The organism is Massilia sp. AB1, from assembly GCF_018119385.1.
Taxonomy (GTDB): domain Bacteria; phylum Pseudomonadota; class Gammaproteobacteria; order Burkholderiales; family Burkholderiaceae_D; genus Telluria.
Genome location: NZ_JAGKSG010000069.1, coordinates 1 through 16593 on the forward strand (window position 1 = coordinate 1; position 16593 = coordinate 16593).

At 70.6% G+C, this 16593-nt stretch carries 13 protein-coding genes; 8 read left to right on the plus strand and 5 right to left on the minus strand.

What is annotated here, in order from left to right:
* Nucleotides 1–229 precede the first annotated feature (229 nt).
* Nucleotides 230–1033, plus strand: coding sequence for a DUF4142 domain-containing protein (locus J8847_RS22680; RefSeq protein ID WP_211526947.1), 804 nt, complete (start codon nucleotides 230–232; stop codon nucleotides 1031–1033).
* A gap of 42 nt (nucleotides 1034–1075) precedes the next feature.
* Here J8847_RS22680 and J8847_RS22685 read toward each other — a convergent pair whose 3' ends face one another.
* Together J8847_RS22685 and J8847_RS22690 are read right to left on the minus strand one after the other, a co-directional pair.
* Nucleotides 1076–1621, minus strand: a complete 546-nt coding sequence (locus J8847_RS22685) for an FMN-binding negative transcriptional regulator (RefSeq protein ID WP_211526948.1) — start codon at nucleotides 1619–1621, stop codon at nucleotides 1076–1078.
* Nucleotides 1621–2076: an OsmC family protein gene (locus J8847_RS22690; RefSeq protein ID WP_211526959.1), complete on the minus strand. Its 456-nt coding sequence runs from the start codon at nucleotides 2074–2076 to the stop codon at nucleotides 1621–1623. Before J8847_RS22690 ends, J8847_RS22685 begins: the two co-directional genes overlap by 1 nt.
* Before the next feature lie 111 nt (nucleotides 2077–2187).
* Between J8847_RS22690 and J8847_RS22695 the strand changes: the two genes are divergently transcribed.
* The 5 genes from J8847_RS22695 to J8847_RS22715 all read left to right on the plus strand — a co-directional run bounded on the left by J8847_RS22695 (nucleotide 2188) and on the right by J8847_RS22715 (nucleotide 8466).
* A complete protein-coding gene (locus J8847_RS22695; protein WP_211526949.1) occupies nucleotides 2188–3696 on the plus strand; it encodes a PLP-dependent aminotransferase family protein in 1509 nt (502 codons plus the stop codon).
* 14 nt (nucleotides 3697–3710) lie between these two features.
* Nucleotides 3711–4283, plus strand: a complete 573-nt coding sequence (locus J8847_RS22700; protein ID WP_211526950.1) for a DNA-3-methyladenine glycosylase I — start codon at nucleotides 3711–3713, stop codon at nucleotides 4281–4283.
* Nucleotides 4283–5926, plus strand: a complete 1644-nt coding sequence (gene mnmC, locus J8847_RS22705; RefSeq protein WP_211526951.1) for an FAD-dependent 5-carboxymethylaminomethyl-2-thiouridine(34) oxidoreductase MnmC — start codon at nucleotides 4283–4285, stop codon at nucleotides 5924–5926. The genes J8847_RS22700 and mnmC overlap by 1 nt, the downstream gene beginning before the upstream one ends.
* 102 nt (nucleotides 5927–6028) lie before the next feature.
* Entirely contained in the window at nucleotides 6029–6733 is a 705-nt protein-coding gene (locus tag J8847_RS22710; RefSeq protein ID WP_211526952.1) for a sensor histidine kinase KdpD, read from the plus strand.
* On the plus strand, nucleotides 6730–8466 hold the full coding sequence (locus tag J8847_RS22715) for a tetratricopeptide repeat-containing response regulator (RefSeq protein ID WP_211526953.1): 1737 nt from the start codon (nucleotides 6730–6732) through the stop codon (nucleotides 8464–8466). Before J8847_RS22710 ends, J8847_RS22715 begins: the two co-directional genes overlap by 4 nt.
* On the opposite strand, the gene J8847_RS22720 is transcribed toward J8847_RS22715, so the two are convergent.
* The gene (locus J8847_RS22720) at nucleotides 8463–11708 is read right to left on the minus strand and encodes a patatin-like phospholipase family protein (RefSeq protein WP_211526954.1); all 3246 of its coding nucleotides are present in this window, start codon (nucleotides 11706–11708) and stop codon (nucleotides 8463–8465) included. The genes J8847_RS22715 and J8847_RS22720 overlap by 4 nt on opposite strands.
* A gap of 168 nt (nucleotides 11709–11876) precedes the next feature.
* Nucleotides 11877–12539 carry a PhaM family polyhydroxyalkanoate granule multifunctional regulatory protein gene (locus tag J8847_RS22725; protein ID WP_211526955.1) on the minus strand — a complete coding sequence of 221 codons (663 nt, stop codon included), beginning with the start codon at nucleotides 12537–12539 and terminating at the stop codon, nucleotides 11877–11879.
* Nucleotides 12540–12664: 125 nt separating this feature from the next.
* Between J8847_RS22725 and J8847_RS22730 the strand changes: the two genes are divergently transcribed.
* Complete coding sequence (locus tag J8847_RS22730) at nucleotides 12665–13753, plus strand: DUF3108 domain-containing protein (RefSeq protein ID WP_211526956.1); 1089 nt, start codon at nucleotides 12665–12667, stop codon at nucleotides 13751–13753.
* Between the two features lie 7 nt (nucleotides 13754–13760).
* Entirely contained in the window at nucleotides 13761–14513 is a 753-nt protein-coding gene (locus J8847_RS22735) for a DUF3108 domain-containing protein (protein WP_229429703.1), read from the plus strand.
* 2 nt (nucleotides 14514–14515) lie between these two features.
* Here J8847_RS22735 and J8847_RS22740 read toward each other — a convergent pair whose 3' ends face one another.
* Nucleotides 14516–16513 (minus strand): prolyl oligopeptidase family serine peptidase, encoded by a 1998-nt coding sequence (locus tag J8847_RS22740; RefSeq protein WP_211526958.1) that lies wholly within the window; start codon nucleotides 16511–16513, stop codon nucleotides 14516–14518.
* Between the last annotated feature and the right edge of the window lie 80 nt (nucleotides 16514–16593).

The window sequence follows — 16593 nt, forward strand, 5'->3', positions numbered from 1 at the left end:
GTTTTTTTTTTTTTTTTTTGGCTCCGCGGCGTGCGGGGGGCCCGGGGGGGGGGGGCCACCCCAGTTCGCACGCACACCACAAACCCCTTGCACTCAGGCTACCGCGCGCTCCGCCCACACACCCGGCGATACACTCACCTGCGGCCCGATCTTGCGTAGTTGACAACCAGAACGAAGCAGTCCGGGCCTGCGCACCAGCCCCAATCATTCCAGGAACAGGAGAACAATCATGCAGAAGAAACAGGTCCTCAAAAGCCTGCTGGCGGTATCGGCAGTGGCAGCCATGCTCGGTTCCTTCGGCGTGCAGGCGCAGAACAGCGCCCAGAGCGCCCAGCAGATGAGCCAGCACGGCTCGCAAGGCAATCCGAACCTGACCGGCAAGGCGGCCAATGACGGCACCGTCGGGAACACCAACAGCCAGGGTATGGAAGACCGCAGCGGCCAGGTCGGCAGCTCGAGCACCGCCACCACCCAGTCGGGCGCCACCGCTCCCGCCACCGCTGCCGCCGCAGCCGGCGCCAAGGCGGACGCAGCGGCCAAGCTGACCAAGGCCGACAAGAAGGCCCTGACCGACATGGCCCTGTCCAACATGGCTGAGATCGAAACCGCGAAGCTGGCGCTGAGCAAGAGCCAGAACCAGGAAGTGAAGGCCTTCGCCCAGCAGATGATCGACGACCACACCAAGGCCCAGACGGAAGTCCAGAGCCTGGCCCAGACCAAGGGCGTGACCCTGCCGACCGAACTCGACGCCAAGCACAAGGCCAAGGCGGCCATGCTCGAAAAACTCAGCGGAGACGCCTTCGACCGCGCCTACACCAAGCAGTCGGGCCGGGCCGACCACAAGGCCACCCACGCCAAGCTGAAGAAGAGCATGAGCGCGGTCAAGGATCCGGACGTCAAGGCGCTGGCCACCAAGATGACCCCGGTCGTCGAGCAGCACCTGAAATCGGCCGAGGAAATGATCTCGACGCAGGGCCGCACCGCTACCGGCCATTCCGGCGCCACCGGCAAGACCGACAGCGGCAACAAGTAATTCCTGCGCCGCGCGCCTTTCGGTGCGCGGCGTTTTCCTTGCTCAGCGTGCCGCCGGCGCGCTTCCCTTCCATTTCCCTTCGATCCGCTCGATCGCGATCTCGATGCCGACGATGGCCTTGAGCATGCCGTCGATGAAAGCGCGCGGCGCATCATCGACGCTCCACGGCTGCGGCAGCACGCTTTCCTGGCGGTCGGTCTGGCGTGCGACCTGGGCCAGCAGCCAGGCCGGGTCCTCGATGGCGCGCAGGCGCCCGTGCACGTGCACCACGTGGTAGTTCCAGGTCGGCACCACGCGGCCCTGCGTTTCCACCTTTTCGACCGGGTCCGGCGTGATGTAGCCGGCAGGGCCGCGGAAGGCGACCAGCACCTGCTGGCCGTCGCGGCGCCACACCGGATTGGCGCGCGCCACGTGGGCCCGCAGGACGCCATGCGGGCCGTGCGCGTCGTCGGCGACGAACTCGAAGGGCAGGTGGTCGGCATCCGGCAAGCCCTCGTCCAGGGTGACCAGCATGCCGAGCGAATGGGTGGCCATCAGCTCGTGCATGGCCTCGATGCGGTCCTGCCGGTGGCGGGCGGCGATGTACATCAGCGCGCCTCCACGACCACCTCGCATTTCAGCGAGTTGGCCACATAGCACTGCGCGTGCGCGAGATGGTGGATGTGCGCGATTTCTTCCTCATCGGGCTGCGGCCCGGCGAAGCCGATGCGCGGGCGCAGGGCAATGCGCACCAGCGCGGCGCGTCCGTCCGCGTCCTTGTCCAGCAGGCCGGTCGCCTGGTCTTCGTAGCTGTCGACCACGTGGCCGCGCCTGGCCGCGATCGACAGGAAGAACAGCATGTGGCAGCTCGAGGCCGCCGCGACGACGGCTTCCTCCGGATCGACGGCGGCCGGGTCCGACATCGGCAGCGGCACCGACAGCGGCGAGGACGAGGCCGGCACCGTCAGGCCGCCATCGAAGGACCAGGCGTGGGCGCGGCTGTAGCGCTGGTCGAGAAAGGGCTGGCCGGCGCGCTGCCAGGCCACCCGGGCGCTGAATTCCATCGACTTCATCGAACCTCCTGTGTGAAAACAAGCCTATGGTAGGACCTCCACTTGGCTTGCTCAAAGTGCCAATTCCAGCGAAGATGGGCGTACCAATCTTCTGCGCATAGCATGCATATCCACGACCTCATCGCCAGCGCGCCGCTCGACCGTGGCGGCGCGGTTCCGCTGTTTCGCCAGCTGTACAGCCGGCTCAAGGACGCCATCCTGCGCGGCGCCCTGGCGCCGGGCGCCCGCCTGCCGGCCACGCGCGACCTGTGCCGCCTCTTGGGCGTGTCGCGCCAGACCGTGCTGGCCGCCTACGAGCAGCTGACTGCCGAGGGCTACCTGCGCGGAGGCGTGGGGCAGGGGACGTTCGTGGACGCAGCATTGCCGCTCGCGCGCCAGGAGAAGCCGGCGCCGGGCCTGCTGCGGCCGCTGCCCGAACGCGGCGCCGCGATCGCGGCGGCGATGGCGCGGGTGCGCAGCCACGACGGCCCGGTGCGCGCCTTCCGCCCCAGCATGCCGGGGCTGGACCTGTTTCCCTTCGACGTCTGGCGCAAGCTCGAGATGCGCCAGCTGCGCCGCCCCGGCCCGCACCTGGGCTACAGCGAGCCCTCCGGCCACGCTCCCTTGCGCGAGCTGCTGTGCGCCTACCTGCGCGCGTCGCGCGGCGTCGAGTGCACGCCTGGCCAGGTCGTGATCACCTCCGGCTCGCAGCAAGCCCTGTTCCTGCTGGCGCAGCTGCTGCTGGCGCCGGGCGACGGCGTGTGGGTGGAGTCGCCCGGCTACCAGGGCGCGTACGCGCCGCTGGCGGTGGCCGGCGCGCGCCTGTGCACGGTGCCGGTGACTGCGGAAGGCATGGACGTGGCCTACGCGGCGCAGCATTATCCGGACGCGCGCATGGTGTTCGCGACGCCTTCGCACCAGCTGCCCCTCGGCACGACCATGAGCCTGGCGCGCCGCCTCGACCTGCTGCGCTGGGCCACGGATAACAAGGCCTGGATCATCGAGGACGACTACGACAGCGAATACCGCTACACCGGGCCGCCGCTGGCATCGCTCCAGGGCCTGGACCGCGCCGGCTGCGTGGTTTATGTAGGCACCTTCTCGAAGGTGCTGTTCCCCGGCCTGCGCCTCGGCTACGTGGTTGCGCCACCGGCGCTGGCGGAACCGCTGGCGCGCGCCAAGGCGGTGGTGGACCGCCACAGCGCCATCGTGCCGCAGGCGGTGCTGGCCGACTTCATCGCCGAAGGCCATTTCGCGCGCCATATCCGGCGCACGCGCGACGCCTATGGCGAGCGCCGCGAAACCCTGCTCGACGCGCTCGAAGACCGCCTTGGCGACAGGCTGCGCTGCGGGCCGTCCGACGCGGGCCTCGACGTCTGCGCGCACTTCAAGCCCGGCCGCGACGGCCGGCTGCCCGACGAAGCGCGGGTCGCGCAGGCGGCGCTGGCCGCGGGCATCGAACTGCGGCCACTGGATTACTACGCCAACGGCGCCGCAGGGCCGGAATGCGCGGTGACGCCCGGCCTGGTGCTGGGATTTTCCGCGGTCGGGCCGGCCGACATCCGGCGTGGTGTCGATGAGCTGGCGCAAGTGTTCCGGGCCGAGGAAGCGGCCAGCTCCAGGGCCGCCTGATTTATACTTCCGCGATGACCACGATCCGCTGCTCCTGGGCCAATCCGGCCAATCCGCGCTACCTCGCCTACCACGACCACGAGTGGGGTGTGCCCTGCCACGACGAGACCACGCTGTTCGAGATGCTCAACCTCGAAGGCGCGCAGGCCGGCCTGTCGTGGGAGACCATCCTGAATAAGCGCGACAGCTACCGCGCGGCCTTCGACGGCTGGGACGCGGGCAAGATCGCGGCCTACGGCGAGGACAAGGTGGCCGAGCTGCTGGCCAACCCCGGCATCGTGCGCAACCGCCTCAAGGTGGCGGCGGCGATCAGCAATGCCAGGGCCTACCTGGCGATGCGCGAGCAGGGCCACACGCTCGACAGCTACCTGTGGGGCTTCGTCGGCGGCCAGCCGATCGTCAACGACTTCGCCGACGGCCAGCGTCCCGCACGCACCGAACTATCGGACCGCATTTCGAAAGACCTGGGCAAGCGCGGCTTCAAGTTCGTCGGCTCGACCATCATCTACGCCTACATGCAGGGCATCGGCATGGTGGACGACCACGACCCGCGCTGCTTCTGCAGGACCAATCGGAACAAGCGCTGATGCACGACCACTGGCGCGGCCGCGAGCGCTATACCGTTTTCGACTCCGACTATGGCGACGGCGCCGCCGTGCGCGCGCTGTTCGATGCATGGCGCGCCGATCCCCAGCGCCCGGCCAGGCTGCACGTGGTGGCGCTCGCCGATGGACTGATGCCGGGCTTTCATCGCATACCGCAGGACGAAGCGGGCCTGAGCCTGGACTTGCTGGCGGCGCCGCTGGATGCGGCCCTGGCCCAGCTGTCGGCGAGCCTGGACGCCATCCGCCTGCACCGCGTCAGCGCGCCCGGCGCCGCCTTCGCACGTCCGCTCGCGCGTCTCACCGCGCTCGGCGCGCGCCTCATGGCGTCCGGCCTGGACGAGGAACAGCGCGGCGCGCTCCAGCAGCAGGGCTTCGTGTTCGACGGCGACCAGGCCGTGTTCGCGAGCCGCAAGCCGCGCCTGCCGCTCACGCCCACGCCCGAGCGCCGCGCGCTGGTGATCGGCGCCGGGCTGGCGGGGTCGAGCGCCGCCTGGCGCCTGTGCGCGCGCGGCTGGCAAGTGACGCTGCTGGAGCGCCATCCGCGCCCGGCGATGGAAGCCTCGGGCAACCTGGCCGGCATCTTCATGCCGCTGCTCTCGCGCGACGACAACATCCCCACGCGCCTGACCCGCGCCGCCTACCTGTACGCGCTGCGCCAGTGGGAACAGCTGGGCGGCGTCGGCCGCGCGATCGAAGGCCAGGCTTGCGGCGTGCTGCAGCTGGCGCGCGATCCCGCGCACGCGGCCGTGTCGCGCGCGCTCGCTGCCGAGAACACGCTGCCGCCGGGATTCGCGCGCTGGCTGGAACCCGGACCGGCCGAAGCCCTGCTCGGACTGCCCGCGCCGGATGGCGGCTGGCTGTTCCCGCAGGGCGGGTGGGCAAGGCCGGGCAGCGTCTGCGAGACCATGCTGGCCGCCTGCGGCGCGGGTTTGCAGCAGCGTTTCGGCGTGGGCGGCGTCAGCCTGGAACGCGCCGGCGAGGAATGGATCGCGCGCAGGAAGGACGGTGCGGAGCTGGGCCGGGCGCCCACGGTGGTGCTGGCCAACGGCGCCGGCGCGCTCCAGCTGCCGCAGGCGGCCGCGCTGCCGATCTCCCTGCTGCGCGGGCAGGTGAGCCACCTCGACGCCGGCCAGGCGCCGGCGCTGCCGCTGGTGCTGTGCCGCGAGGCCTACCTGACGCCCGCCGCGAACGGCATCGTCTGCGCGGGCGCGACCTACGATCTCGACAGCGACCCGCAGCTGCGCGCAGCCAGCCACGAAGAGAACCTGGCGCGCATGCGCGCCCTGGTGTCCGACCCGCAGGCGGCGCTGGATGCGCCGCTCCTGGGCCGCGTCGGCTTCCGCTGCGTGGCGCCGGACCGCCTGCCGCTGGTCGGCCGGCTGCCGGATTTCGCCTCCGCCGGCAGCACCGAGCGCCTGCGCGACGTGCCGCGCCACCCCGGCCTGCATGCGCTGCTGGGCTATGCCTCGCGCGGCCTGATCTGGGCGCCGCTGGCGGCCGAATTGCTCGCCGCCCAGCTGGAAGGCGAGCCGCTGCCGCTCGAGATGAACCTGGTCGACGCGCTCGATCCGGCGCGCTTCGTGCTGCGCGCCCGCCGCAGCAGCCGTGTACCCCTTATCGACTGATCAATATTCTGTTGCTTTGTCGCAATAGAAAACTCCGTCTAGGAAATTGTCAACTTTACGCAGGTATAATTTACTGCTGGTAACTTTTCTCGGGCTGCAGGGATGGAAGAAACACAACATTCAAACGAGCTGTTCATGTTTCTCGCGTCCACCGCGCACGACATGAAGAATTCGATCAGTGTCCTGTCCGGCACGCTCGAACGCCTGCTCGACGCGGCCTCGCCCGATACCGAAAAGGCCTACCCGCAAATGGCGCAGATGCTGTACCAGACGCGCCGCCTGAACGACAACCTGATGCAGCTGCTGGCCTTGTACAAGCGGGTCGGCAAGCCGGAATATCCCTTCGACGTGCAGCCGCTCGAGGTCGGCCAGCTGGTCGAGCAGGTGGTGGCGCTGGAGCGCGTGCTGCTGGAATCGCGCGGCATCGCGCTCGAACTCGACGTCGATCCCGAGCTGATCTGGCACTTCGACGAGGACCTGATCGTCGGCGTGGTCTCGCACGCCATCAACAACGCCGTGCACTACACGCGCGACCGCATCCGCCTGGCGCTGCGCGAGGTCGACGGCATGCTCGAGATCCGCGTCGAGGACAATGGCGCCGGTTTCCCCAAGGCGCTGCTGGACGCCGGCGGCGCGCCCGCCAGCGATGCCAGCGGCGTGAACTTCCTGACCAACAGCGCCGGCCTGGGCCTGTACTTCTCCGGCGAGGTGGCGAAGATGCACCGCCACCGCGAGCGCCACGGCCGCGTCGCCCTCGAGAACGGCGGCCGGCTTGGCGGCGGCTGCTTCATCCTGACCCTGCCATGAGCGCCATTCTCACTTCCTCCGCGGCGGCCCCCGTCATGGACCAGGTCGACTGGGCCGCCAAGAACTACCTCGTGGTCGACGACTTCGTCGGCGTGCGCCAGCTGCTGCGCGAGAGCCTGCGCAGCCTGGGCGCCCGGAACATCGACCAGGCTTCCAGCGGCGGCGAGGCCATGGGCCTGCTGAACAAGCTGCGCTACGACGTGGTGCTGTGCGACTACAACCTGGGCGAGGGCAAGAACGGCCAGCAGGTGCTGGAGGAAGTCCGCATCCGCAACCTGCTGCTGCCCTCGAGCGTGTTCCTGATGGTCTCGGCCGAGAAGAGCGTCGAGTCGGTGATGGGCGCGGCCGAGCACCAGCCGGACGCCTACCTGGTCAAGCCGATCACCGAAGGCGTGCTGCTCACGCGCCTGAACCGCGTGTGGCGCAAGAAGCAGGTGTTCCGCCTGATCGACCAGGCCTATGCCGAGAAGGACTATTTGCGCGCCGCGCGCCTGTGCGACGAGCAGATCGCCGCCAGCCGCGTGCACGAGATCGAACTGCTGCGCATGAAGGCGCGCCTGATGGAAAAGAGCGGCGAGCCGGGCAAGGCGCGCGAAGCCTACGAGCGCGTGCTGGCCCAGCGCGAGTACCAGTGGGCGCGCGCCGGCCTGGCCAAGATCCGCCTGGCGGACGGCGAATTCGAGCAGGCGCGCCAGATGTTCCAGACCGTGATCGCCGAGAACCGCTACTACATCGACGCCTACGACCAGCTGGCCGCCTGCTACAAGGGCCTGGGCATGCACGAGGAAGCGGCCGCGATCCTGGAACGCGCGGCCAAGCTGTCGCCGAATTCGGTGCCGCGCCAGCGCAAGCTGGGCCAGGCCTGCCTGCGCCTGGGGAACGTGCCGCTGGCCGAGAAGGCCTTCCGCAAGTGCATCGCGATCGGGGAGTACTCGATCCTCAAGACCCCGGACGCCTACCTGGGCCTGGCCCGCGTCTGCGGCCTGAAGAACGACCCGAAAGAGGCGCTGCAGCTGCTGCTCGCGGCCCAGCGCGAGTTCGGCGCCGACCAGGAAGACCTGCAGCTGCGCGCCAAGATCACCGAGGGCCTGGTCTACCACGAGAGCGGCGACTACCGCCGCGCGCGCAAGGCCGGCGACGAGCTGGAAGAGCTGTTGCAGAACAATCCGGCCCGGCCCGACACCGCCACCTGCCTGGAGATGGCGACCCTGCTGTTCGCGGTCGGCGTCAAGGACGCGCCGGTCGAGCTGCTGTGCTACGTGGTGCGCAACAACCACGACAACACCACGCTGCTGGACGAAGTGCAGCAGATCTTTGAAAAAGCGCGCATGGGCGAGGAGGGCGAGGCCCTGGTGCGCGGTGCGCGCAAGGAAGCGGTCGACCTGATGAACCAGGGCGTGCTGCTGTGGAAGACCGGCAAGCTGCCGGAAGCGGTGGAATGGATGCGCAATGCGCGCAAGGCGCTGCCGAACAATGTACGCATCCTGTTCAACGCGGTGCAGATCCTGATCTCGCACATGCAGCAGCGCGGCTACGATCCCGACCTCGACGCCGAGGCGCACGACATCCTGGAGCGGGTCGACTACCTGCAGCCGGGACAGCAGCGCTTCGCGCAGCTGATGGAGCAGCTCACGCAGCTGCTGCCCAAGCCGGCGGAACCCGAGGCGCCCGCTGCGCAAGACAGCGCCGCGGCGCCGGCTGCGGAAGAAAGCGCAAGCGAAGCGCCGGCCTAGCGGCAGGACTCGCGCACCCGGCCCGCGTGCACGCCGGCGCCGCGGGCTTCCACACCCGCCCCGTGCCGGCGCAGCAGCTGCGCGCACAAGACCTCGATATCGTGGCTGCCGTCGCCGCGCCGTGCCGCATGCGCCGCGTCGCGCAGCGCGCAATCCGCCACGTGCTCCCCGAGCGCGCGGTAGCTCTCGAACTGGGCGTCGTCGAACCACTGGTCCGCCGTGCTCTGGTGCGGATAGTCCGGATGCAGGCGCCGGTAGTTGAGCAGGTCGGCGTTCTCGTTGCCGACGATGGCGGGCTTGATGTACAGGAGCACGCCATCCACCCCGCCGCAGTCGGCCTGGCCGTAGCGGATCACGCCCGCCGCGCAGCTGGCGCCGCACAAGCCGCTGTCCTTCCTCAGGTCGAGGCGCGAGACGTCGAGGTCGATGCGCACGTGCAGGTCGGTGGCGCAGCGGCGGATCGTGTTGCCCAGGTCCTCGAAGGCCAGCTCGCGGTCGCTCGCCACGTCGACCGCCACCACCAGGCGGCAGCGGCGCCGCACCAGTTCGTAGATGCCGAGGTTGTCGAAGTGGCCGCCGTCGGACAGGTGGACGTAGCGGGCGTTGGTGTTGGTCATCCCGAACAGCTCGGCCAGGAGGCTGAACAGGCCGATCGGCGGCGAAGAGCTGGTCCAGGTGGAGCGGCGCGGGTTCGGGCACCAGCGCCCGAGCCGCACATTGAACATCGTCATCAGGAAGTTCAGCGGCGGCGAGGAATGCGCACCCATGTTGGGACTGGCCGCGGCGCCCGACAGCGCCACCGCCATCCCGAGCCGCACGCCGGCGTCGTCGTCCGTGCCCACGCCGGAACGCGAGGCGTACTGGCTGGTGGGACGGTAGCAGCCGCGCGCGGCTTCGCCATGTTGCGCCTGGGCGCCGTCCGGCAGCGGCGGCAGTTCGAAGCCGCACCAGCGCGGCGTGAATGCGAACGAGGCCGCGCGCCGGGTGCGCCAGGCCAGTTCCTCGCCGCTCACCAGGCTGAGCGAGGTGTTGATGATGGGGTAGGGCCGCTGGGTCCTCAGCTCCGCCAGCAGCAGGTCGTCGCCGGGATCGAAGCCGGTGAAGGGATGCGGGCGGCGCGCGCGGTTGCTGGCGCCGAAGTAGGCGCGCACCACGCGGTTGCGGTACAACATGTAGAGCGAGAACTTGTTGATGTCGACCCGCCAGCCGAGCAGCAGGGCGGCGCCGAGGAAGGCGGCGAAGGCCAGGGCCAGGGTGTCGCCGCCGGTCGCCAGGGTGGCGCGCGCGTGGGCGGCGTATACGCACGCCAGTTGGGCATGCGGGCAATCCACGCTGGGGTAGGCCACCACGGCCTGCACCAGGGCGCTCAGCAGGGCGAAGATCCCGACCGTGAACACATAGGGCGCCAGGCGCGCCGCCAGCTCCAGGCGCGAGGGTCCCAGGGCGCGCATGCCGGTACTGGTTCCAGTCCATGAGCCGCTGCCGGCCTTCAGGCCGAAGGCCGTCATCGCCAGCCAGCCGAGCAGGGTGCCGAAGTTGGACCAGGGCTCGTAGGTCAGCCAGGCCCAGTGCAGCAGCGGGGCGAAGAAGAAGCTGACGCCGAAGGCCGCCAGCCAGGTGAGCGCGAAGATCGTGGTCCAGGCGCCCTGGCGGCTCCACCATTCGCGGCTGGCGTCGCTGTACAGGCGGCCGATCAGGCCGATCATCAGGGTCGTGGTGCCCGCGAACAGGGCCATCATCAGCGGCATGCCGAAGCTGGTCAGGGCGATGGCGTTGTTCAGTACCGGATGGGTGGCCGGTTCGGGCAGCAGGGCGAGGCCGCCGAGCAGCAGCAGGGTGCCGAGGGTGAGGGCGCCCATCGCGCACAGGAAGTGCGACAGGCCTTCGCCCAGCTCGGCGCGGGTGAGGTCGCGCAGCGGCCGCTCGCTGCCCAGGCCCGCGTCCAGCGCCAGCCCGGCCGCCGCCAGCGGCAGCAGGGTCGCCAGGCCCCACAGCGCCTGCACCAGCGGCTCCAGCGCGGCGCCGGAGAACAGCGGCACCCCGGGCGCGAAGCTGCGCCCCGCCTCCAGCAGCAGCAGCGCCACCACGCAGGCGCCCGCCGCGCACAGCGTGTAGCCGGCGCGCCGGTAGGCGCTGGCGCGGTCGTGCGCCAGGTACCAGCCGCAGGCCCAGACGATGAAGTAGACCAGGCCCGGCGCCAGCAGCCATCCCCAGCGCTCGCGCAGGGCCGCGGGCAGCATGCCGTGCCAGGCGTGCAGCTCGCCGCCGTGCGGCCACAGGCCCACGCTGCCGAGGAAGCCGGCCAGCAGCAGCGGCAGGTTGATGCACCACAGGACCGCGCCCTGCGACAGGGGGAAGCGGCGCAGCCCGCGCGAGCTTTCGGGCTTGCTGGAGATCGACAGCGCGATGCAGAACACCGCGCCCAGGAACAGCAGCACCGCGAGGATCCAGGCGACATCGGCCAGGTGCGCCCACGGCCCTTCCGGCGCGACCACGCGGTGCACCGCCCAGACGCAGGCGCGCGGCAGCAGCAGCAGGGCGCACAGCCAGGCCACCAGCATGGCCAGGTTGAGGCCCGTATTGCGCACATAGGTGCCGATCAGGGTCCAGGTGTCGGCGCTGAACATGCCGCCGCGCGGCGACAGGTAATTGCTGTACTGGCGCAGGAAGCGCACCGCCGGCGCCTCGGCGCTGCCGGCGCTGGGGGCCAGCATGGCCTCGACCGCGGCCATGTCGCCCGCATGCGCATGGATGCAGCGCGACAGCCAGCCGCCGATGAAGCCGCCCCCCGAAACCGTGGACAGGTAGTCGACCCGGCGCAGCAGCTGGCGGGCGGCCAGGGCCTGCAGCACCCCCAGGCCGAAAGTGGCGCTGCGCACCCCGCCGCCGGACAGGGCCAGCCCCACCAGCTGGCTCCCGTGGGCGCGGCCCAGCAGCTGGCTGGTATCGGGCGGGCAGGGAGAAGACGAGGCTTGCCGGGCGCCCGGACGGAGCAGATCGAGTTCGTCTTCGAAAACCTGGCCGAACACGGCGCCGGCGCAGCCGTCGAGGCAGCGCAGGGTGGCGGCGTCGAGTCCGTCCCCGGGCAGCAGGCCGTGGCGCCGGCGCAGGCGCGCGATGGCGTCGCCCAGCTCGGCCAGCGACGCCGCCTCGGCGGGAGGACGGCAGCCGGCCGCGTCGAGCTTGCGGCGCAAGTCGGCCACCTGGGCCGGTGTGAGGCTGGAAAAATCAGCGGGTTTCATGCGCGCTCCGGCAAGATCCTGCTGAAAAGCCGGGCTGCGATGGAGGAGGCGCGGCGGGGCGCGGCCGGGCGCAGCAGGGCGGACCGGTCCGCCCGGATAGTTCAGCACGGCTGGCGCGCGGGCGCCACCGTTCAGGTCAAGCGAGGGATCGGGCGCGCATGCGCCGGCTCAAGGCTTGTCGGCCTTATTGCGTGCAGAGCGTGCGCCCCGGCCCGGTGCGGAATCGCCGTTGGGCGCGCCATCGGCGCCTGCGCCGCTTCCATTGCCGGATTGCGGCGCGCCGCCCGAGACGTCGAGCGGCGAGCCGCCTTCCTTGCCGGCGCCGCCATCGGCGGGCATGGCGCTCGCCACGGCTTGGCGGAATTGGTCTTGGAGCAAGTTCCACCACGCGACCGCTGCCGGCATGGCCGCGCCCGGGGGCTGTTCTTGCTGGGGCGCTTGCGCTTGTTGCTGCGGTGGCGGTGCGGAAGGGGCGGGGGCAGCCTGCGCCGCCTGGCTGAAGAACTGGGCGAAAGGCGCCATCGTGTCGCCATTGCCGGCCTTGCCCATGGCCTGGGCCATGCTTTCGCTCATCGACTTCAGGGTGGCGAGGGTGCCGCGCTGTACCTCCAGCGCCTGGATCGTGCCGCGAAGCATGCCGATATTCAGGTTCAGCCAGGATTCGACCGCCCTCAGGTCGGCGATCTTCTTGTCCAGCTCATCGGTCGACAGGGTGCTGCCCGACATGCCCGGCACGGTCACGCCGGGGATGTTCATGCTGCCCCAGAGATTCTTGACGAATTCCAGCGTATCGGTCATTCCGGCCACGTTGGGCATGGGAGGCTTGAGCATGGTGGTCTCCGTAGGTTGGTCTGCCTAGCGTAGCAGATAACTAACAGTCCGGCCACGGCCGGCGTCTCGTCCCACCGTGCACGCCAGCGGAAGCGGGGGCGCCTCCGGCACGCTACACTAGCGGCATGAGTTCTTCGTTCTTCCGCCAACGGCGCCGGGCCCTGGTGCTCGGCACCCTGGTCGTGCTGCTGCACTGGATGGCCTTGCGCCTGCTGGAAGTGCACCTGGACCCGTCGCGCCAGTTCGCCGCCGGCAGCGGCGGCCCGACTTCCATGCTGGCCCAGCTGCTGCCTTCGGCGCCGTCCGCCGCGCCGCCCGCACCCGCGCCGCCGCCCGTTCCGAAACTGGCCCCGCCGCCCTTGCCGGAGATCCCTCCGCTGCCGGCCGAACTCGGCATGCCCGCGCCGCAAGCGGGCGACACCCCGGACACGCCGCCGGCGCCCGCCGAGGCGGCTCCCGCACGAGAGACCGCTCCGGCGCCGGCCGCAGCGCCGCCAGCAGGCACACCGGCGCCGGCGCCAGGCCCCGAGCCGCGGCGCTACGCGGTCGACATGCCGCCGTCCAGCGATATCCGGCTCGACGTCGCGCGCGTGGATGCCGACGGCACCCGCTGGTCGGGCGAAGCCGTGCTGTCGTGGCAGCTCGGCCAGGAGGCCTACCGCATCAATATCGAAGCCGGGATCCGCGTGGTGTTCGCGCGCGTGAACCTGGTGGTGCTCACCAGCGAGGGCAGGCTGGGCGCGGCCGGCTTCATGCCGGTCAGGATGACGGAAAAGCGGCGCGGGCGCTCCCTCACTGCCACCCACTTCGACTGGGAAGGGAACAAGATCAGCTTTTCGGCGTCCCAGGCGACCTATCCGCTGGCGCCGGGCGCCCAGGACAAGGCCAGCATTCCGCTGCAGCTGGCGGCGATCGCGCGCGGCGACCCCAAACAGCTCGATGGCGACATCGATATCCTGGTGGGGGAGGACCGCGACGCCAGCGTGTTCCGCTTCCAGGTGGCGGGGCAGGAAGAGATCGACACCAGGCTGGGCCGCCTGCAGACCTGGCGCCTGACCCGTCCCCCCAAACCGGGCTCGTACAAGTCGCGCCTGGATATCTGGCTGGCGCCGGCCCACGGCTGGCTGCCCGTACAAATTCGCAATACTGAAGCGAGCGGTGCGGTGACGACGCAAACCGTGAATAATATCGTTTCGCACCGACCAGGAACCTGATATGCACATGCACACGATTCGACGCGCCACCGCCATGCTGTTGCTGGCGTCCAGCCTCGGCGCCGGCGCCCAGGATGCGGCGCCTTCCCATCCGGCGCTCAAGCGTCCGTTCGAGCTGCCGCCCTCGGCCGACCTGAGCTACGACCTGAGCGCGCGCCAGCGCGGCTTCTCGCTCAAGGGCGATGCCTTGATCACCTGGCGCGCGGGCGGCGGCAAATACAGCGTGAAGGCCGAGTCGCGCGTGCCGGTGCTGGGCACCATCACCGAGGACCGCAGCGAAGGCACGGTCGACGCCTTCGGGCTGGCGCCGGGCGAGTTCTGGGAAAAGCGCCTGCGCAAGGACCCGACCACCACCACCTTCGAGCGCGACAGCAAGACCTTGCGCTTCTCGGAAAGCCAGAAGACCTATGCGCTCAAGGGCGGCGAGCAGGACCGCGTGTCGGTCACCTGGCAGCTGGCCGCCGTGGCGCGCGCCGCCGGCGACAAGTTCAAGCCCGGTACCTCCTGGCCCTTCTTCGTGGCCGGCCGCCGCGATGCCGAGACCTGGACCTTCAAGGTGGTCAGGCGCGAGAAGCTGCGCACCGGCCTGGGCGAACTGGAGACGGTCATGCTGACGCGCGAGCCGCTCGACGACGGCCGCGACCAGACCCTGTCGGTCTGGCTGGCGCCGGCGCGCGACTGGTATCCGGTCAAGCTGCGCTTCACCGAAGGCGAGAAGGAAAACATCGAGCAGACCATCCGCGCCATCGACAAGCGCTGACGCTATTTCAACGCTCCGTCCGCGCGCATGGTGCTGGCCAGGTAGCGCGCCACGGCCTGTTCCGGAGCCGCCGGCGCCGGTCCGCCCAGGTAGCGGTGCAGCATGGCCAGCAGCAGGTGCAGCTGGGCCTTGCGCGCCACCGGGTTGCGCGCGTGGTGGCCTTCGTCCGGATCGACCAGCAGGCTGACCGGCTTGCCCAGGCCCTGCAGGCGCGCCACGTAATCCACCACCGCTTCGATCTCGATCAGTTCGTCCTTGCCGCCGGCGATCAGCGCCAGCGGCGCGCCCAGCTTGCCGGCATGGGTCAATGGGGCGTCGCGCCGGATCGGCGCCATCTGCGCCGCATTGGCCGGATCGATGCCGAGCTCGCGCAGCTTGGGCGCGAAGGGCGTCTCGCCCGGCTTCGCGGGCGCGGCGGCCGTCAGCTGCAGGGTGCGGGCGAAATCCGGCGTCGCCTGGCCCGCCATCCCGAAGCGGAACATGCTGGGGGTGTGGGTCAGCGCCAGCAGGGTCGCATAGCCGCCGAAAGACGCACCCATGATGCCCTGGCGCCTGGGGTCGCCGACGCCCTGGGCCAGCAGCCATTGCACGCCTTCGATGATGTCGGCCTGGGCGCGGCCGTTGCCGAAGCTCGCGCCCGGCGCCAGCATGTACTTTTCCCCATAGCCGGTCGAGGCGCGGAAGTTCGGCTGGAACACCGCGTAGCCGCGGTTGGCGAGCAGCTGCGCCAGAGCGCTGTAGTCGGCGCCGACATGGTTCCACGGCCCGCCATGGACAACGGTCAGCATCGGCAGCGAGCGGGCGGGCAATCCGGCGGGCAGGCTCAGGTAGCCGTGCACCAGGGCGCCGTCCGAGGCGCGGTATTGAATGGCGATCTTGTCCACCAGCTGGCGTTCCGGCAGCGGCCGGGCGCGCTGGCGCACGTCCTCGAGGACGGCGCGCAGCTTGCCCCCTTCGATGTCGTACAGCCAGTAGCGCGCCTGGCTCAGGCGCGCGCCGCGCTCGGCCACCAGGCAGGCGGACGGCGCGCAGGATTCCACCGTCACGCCGCCCGCAGGAAAGCGCCGGGCGATGCCGGCCGCGATGCGCCGTCCGGCGGCGTCCAGGCCGGCGATGCGGCGGTAGGGCAGTTCGTACTCGGCCAGCAAGGGCTGCCCATCGGGACCGGGAATGACGCCGGCCAGGTCGGCGATGCCGTCCGGGTCCTGGTGCAGGGTGCGGCGCGCGCCCGTGGCCAGCGTGAGTTCGACCAGCGCTTCGCGGTCGCCGGCGTGGGGCGTGAGCAGCAGCAGGCGCTGGCCATCCGGCGTCAGGGCCGCCAGGCGGCAGGGGCGGAAAGGCAGGCAGCGCGCCGCTTCGCGCCATCCGCCGGCGTGGCGTTGCAGGATGCGCTGATGAAAGCCGGCGCCGGTGGTGCGCAGCACGGCCGGCTGCCCGTCCGCGCCCAGCAGGAAGTCGCCGACCGGCTCGGCGCCGCTGTACAGCACCTGGCGCGCGCCATCCAGGCCGATGCGCACCAGGCGCTGCGACTTGCCGCGCTCGATGAGCAGGGCGTGCCGGGGCCGGACCGGGTCGGGGCCGGCGAAGCTGCTGTCCTCGGGCTTGTCGAATACCGCGATGTGGCTGCTGGCGCCGCTGCGCGGATCGACCGCCGCCACGCCGCCGGACTGGGCGACGAACAGGATGCCGCTGTCCGGCGACCATTGCACGCGCGCCTGCCCGTCCAGCGCCAGCAGGCGGCTGGTGGCGCCGCTGGCCAGGTCCAGCACGCGCAGCTCGGCGCTGCCGCGCTCCGTTTCGATATACGTGAGCTGCCTGCCGTCCGGGGACAGGCGCACCTGGCGCAGGCGCTCTTCCTGCTCGAAGGCGGATTCGGCGAGTTGCGGCGCGCGCGGCAGCGCCGCATTGCGCGCCAGGAGGTCCTGCAAGTTCCCGGCTTGGGTGCAGGGGATGGCCAGGAATGTGGCGAGGCACAGGCCGGCGTGGGGAGGTAGTCGCATGCGGCCTCCTGTCAGGCGGCGGCCGCCGCGAAGGCGCGCGGCGCCTCGGCGGTGACCATGCGTGGGCGGCGCGGCTGCAG

What these genes read in the sequence shown, in the direction of transcription:
- J8847_RS22685 (WP_211526948.1), bottom strand. Translation starts at nt 1,621, where the DNA reads ATGTACATCGCCGCCCGCCACCGGCAGGACCGCATCGAGGCCATGCAC.
- J8847_RS22720 (WP_211526954.1), bottom strand. Translation starts at nt 11,708, where the DNA reads ATGAAACCCGCTGATTTTTCCAGCCTCACACCGGCCCAGGTGGCCGAC.
- J8847_RS22740 (WP_211526958.1), bottom strand. Translation starts at nt 16,513, where the DNA reads ATGCGACTACCTCCCCACGCCGGCCTGTGCCTCGCCACATTCCTGGCC.
- J8847_RS22690 (WP_211526959.1), bottom strand. Translation starts at nt 2,076, where the DNA reads ATGGAATTCAGCGCCCGGGTGGCCTGGCAGCGCGCCGGCCAGCCCTTT.
- J8847_RS22725 (WP_211526955.1), bottom strand. Translation starts at nt 12,539, where the DNA reads ATGCTCAAGCCTCCCATGCCCAACGTGGCCGGAATGACCGATACGCTG.
- J8847_RS22730 (WP_211526956.1), top strand. Translation starts at nt 12,665, where the DNA reads ATGAGTTCTTCGTTCTTCCGCCAACGGCGCCGGGCCCTGGTGCTCGGC.
- J8847_RS22735 (WP_229429703.1), top strand. Translation starts at nt 13,761, where the DNA reads ATGCACACGATTCGACGCGCCACCGCCATGCTGTTGCTGGCGTCCAGC.
- mnmC (WP_211526951.1), top strand. Translation starts at nt 4,283, where the DNA reads ATGCACGACCACTGGCGCGGCCGCGAGCGCTATACCGTTTTCGACTCC.
- J8847_RS22715 (WP_211526953.1), top strand. Translation starts at nt 6,730, where the DNA reads ATGAGCGCCATTCTCACTTCCTCCGCGGCGGCCCCCGTCATGGACCAG.
- J8847_RS22710 (WP_211526952.1), top strand. Translation starts at nt 6,029, where the DNA reads ATGGAAGAAACACAACATTCAAACGAGCTGTTCATGTTTCTCGCGTCC.
- J8847_RS22680 (WP_211526947.1), top strand. Translation starts at nt 230, where the DNA reads ATGCAGAAGAAACAGGTCCTCAAAAGCCTGCTGGCGGTATCGGCAGTG.
- J8847_RS22700 (WP_211526950.1), top strand. Translation starts at nt 3,711, where the DNA reads ATGACCACGATCCGCTGCTCCTGGGCCAATCCGGCCAATCCGCGCTAC.
- J8847_RS22695 (WP_211526949.1), top strand. Translation starts at nt 2,188, where the DNA reads ATGCATATCCACGACCTCATCGCCAGCGCGCCGCTCGACCGTGGCGGC.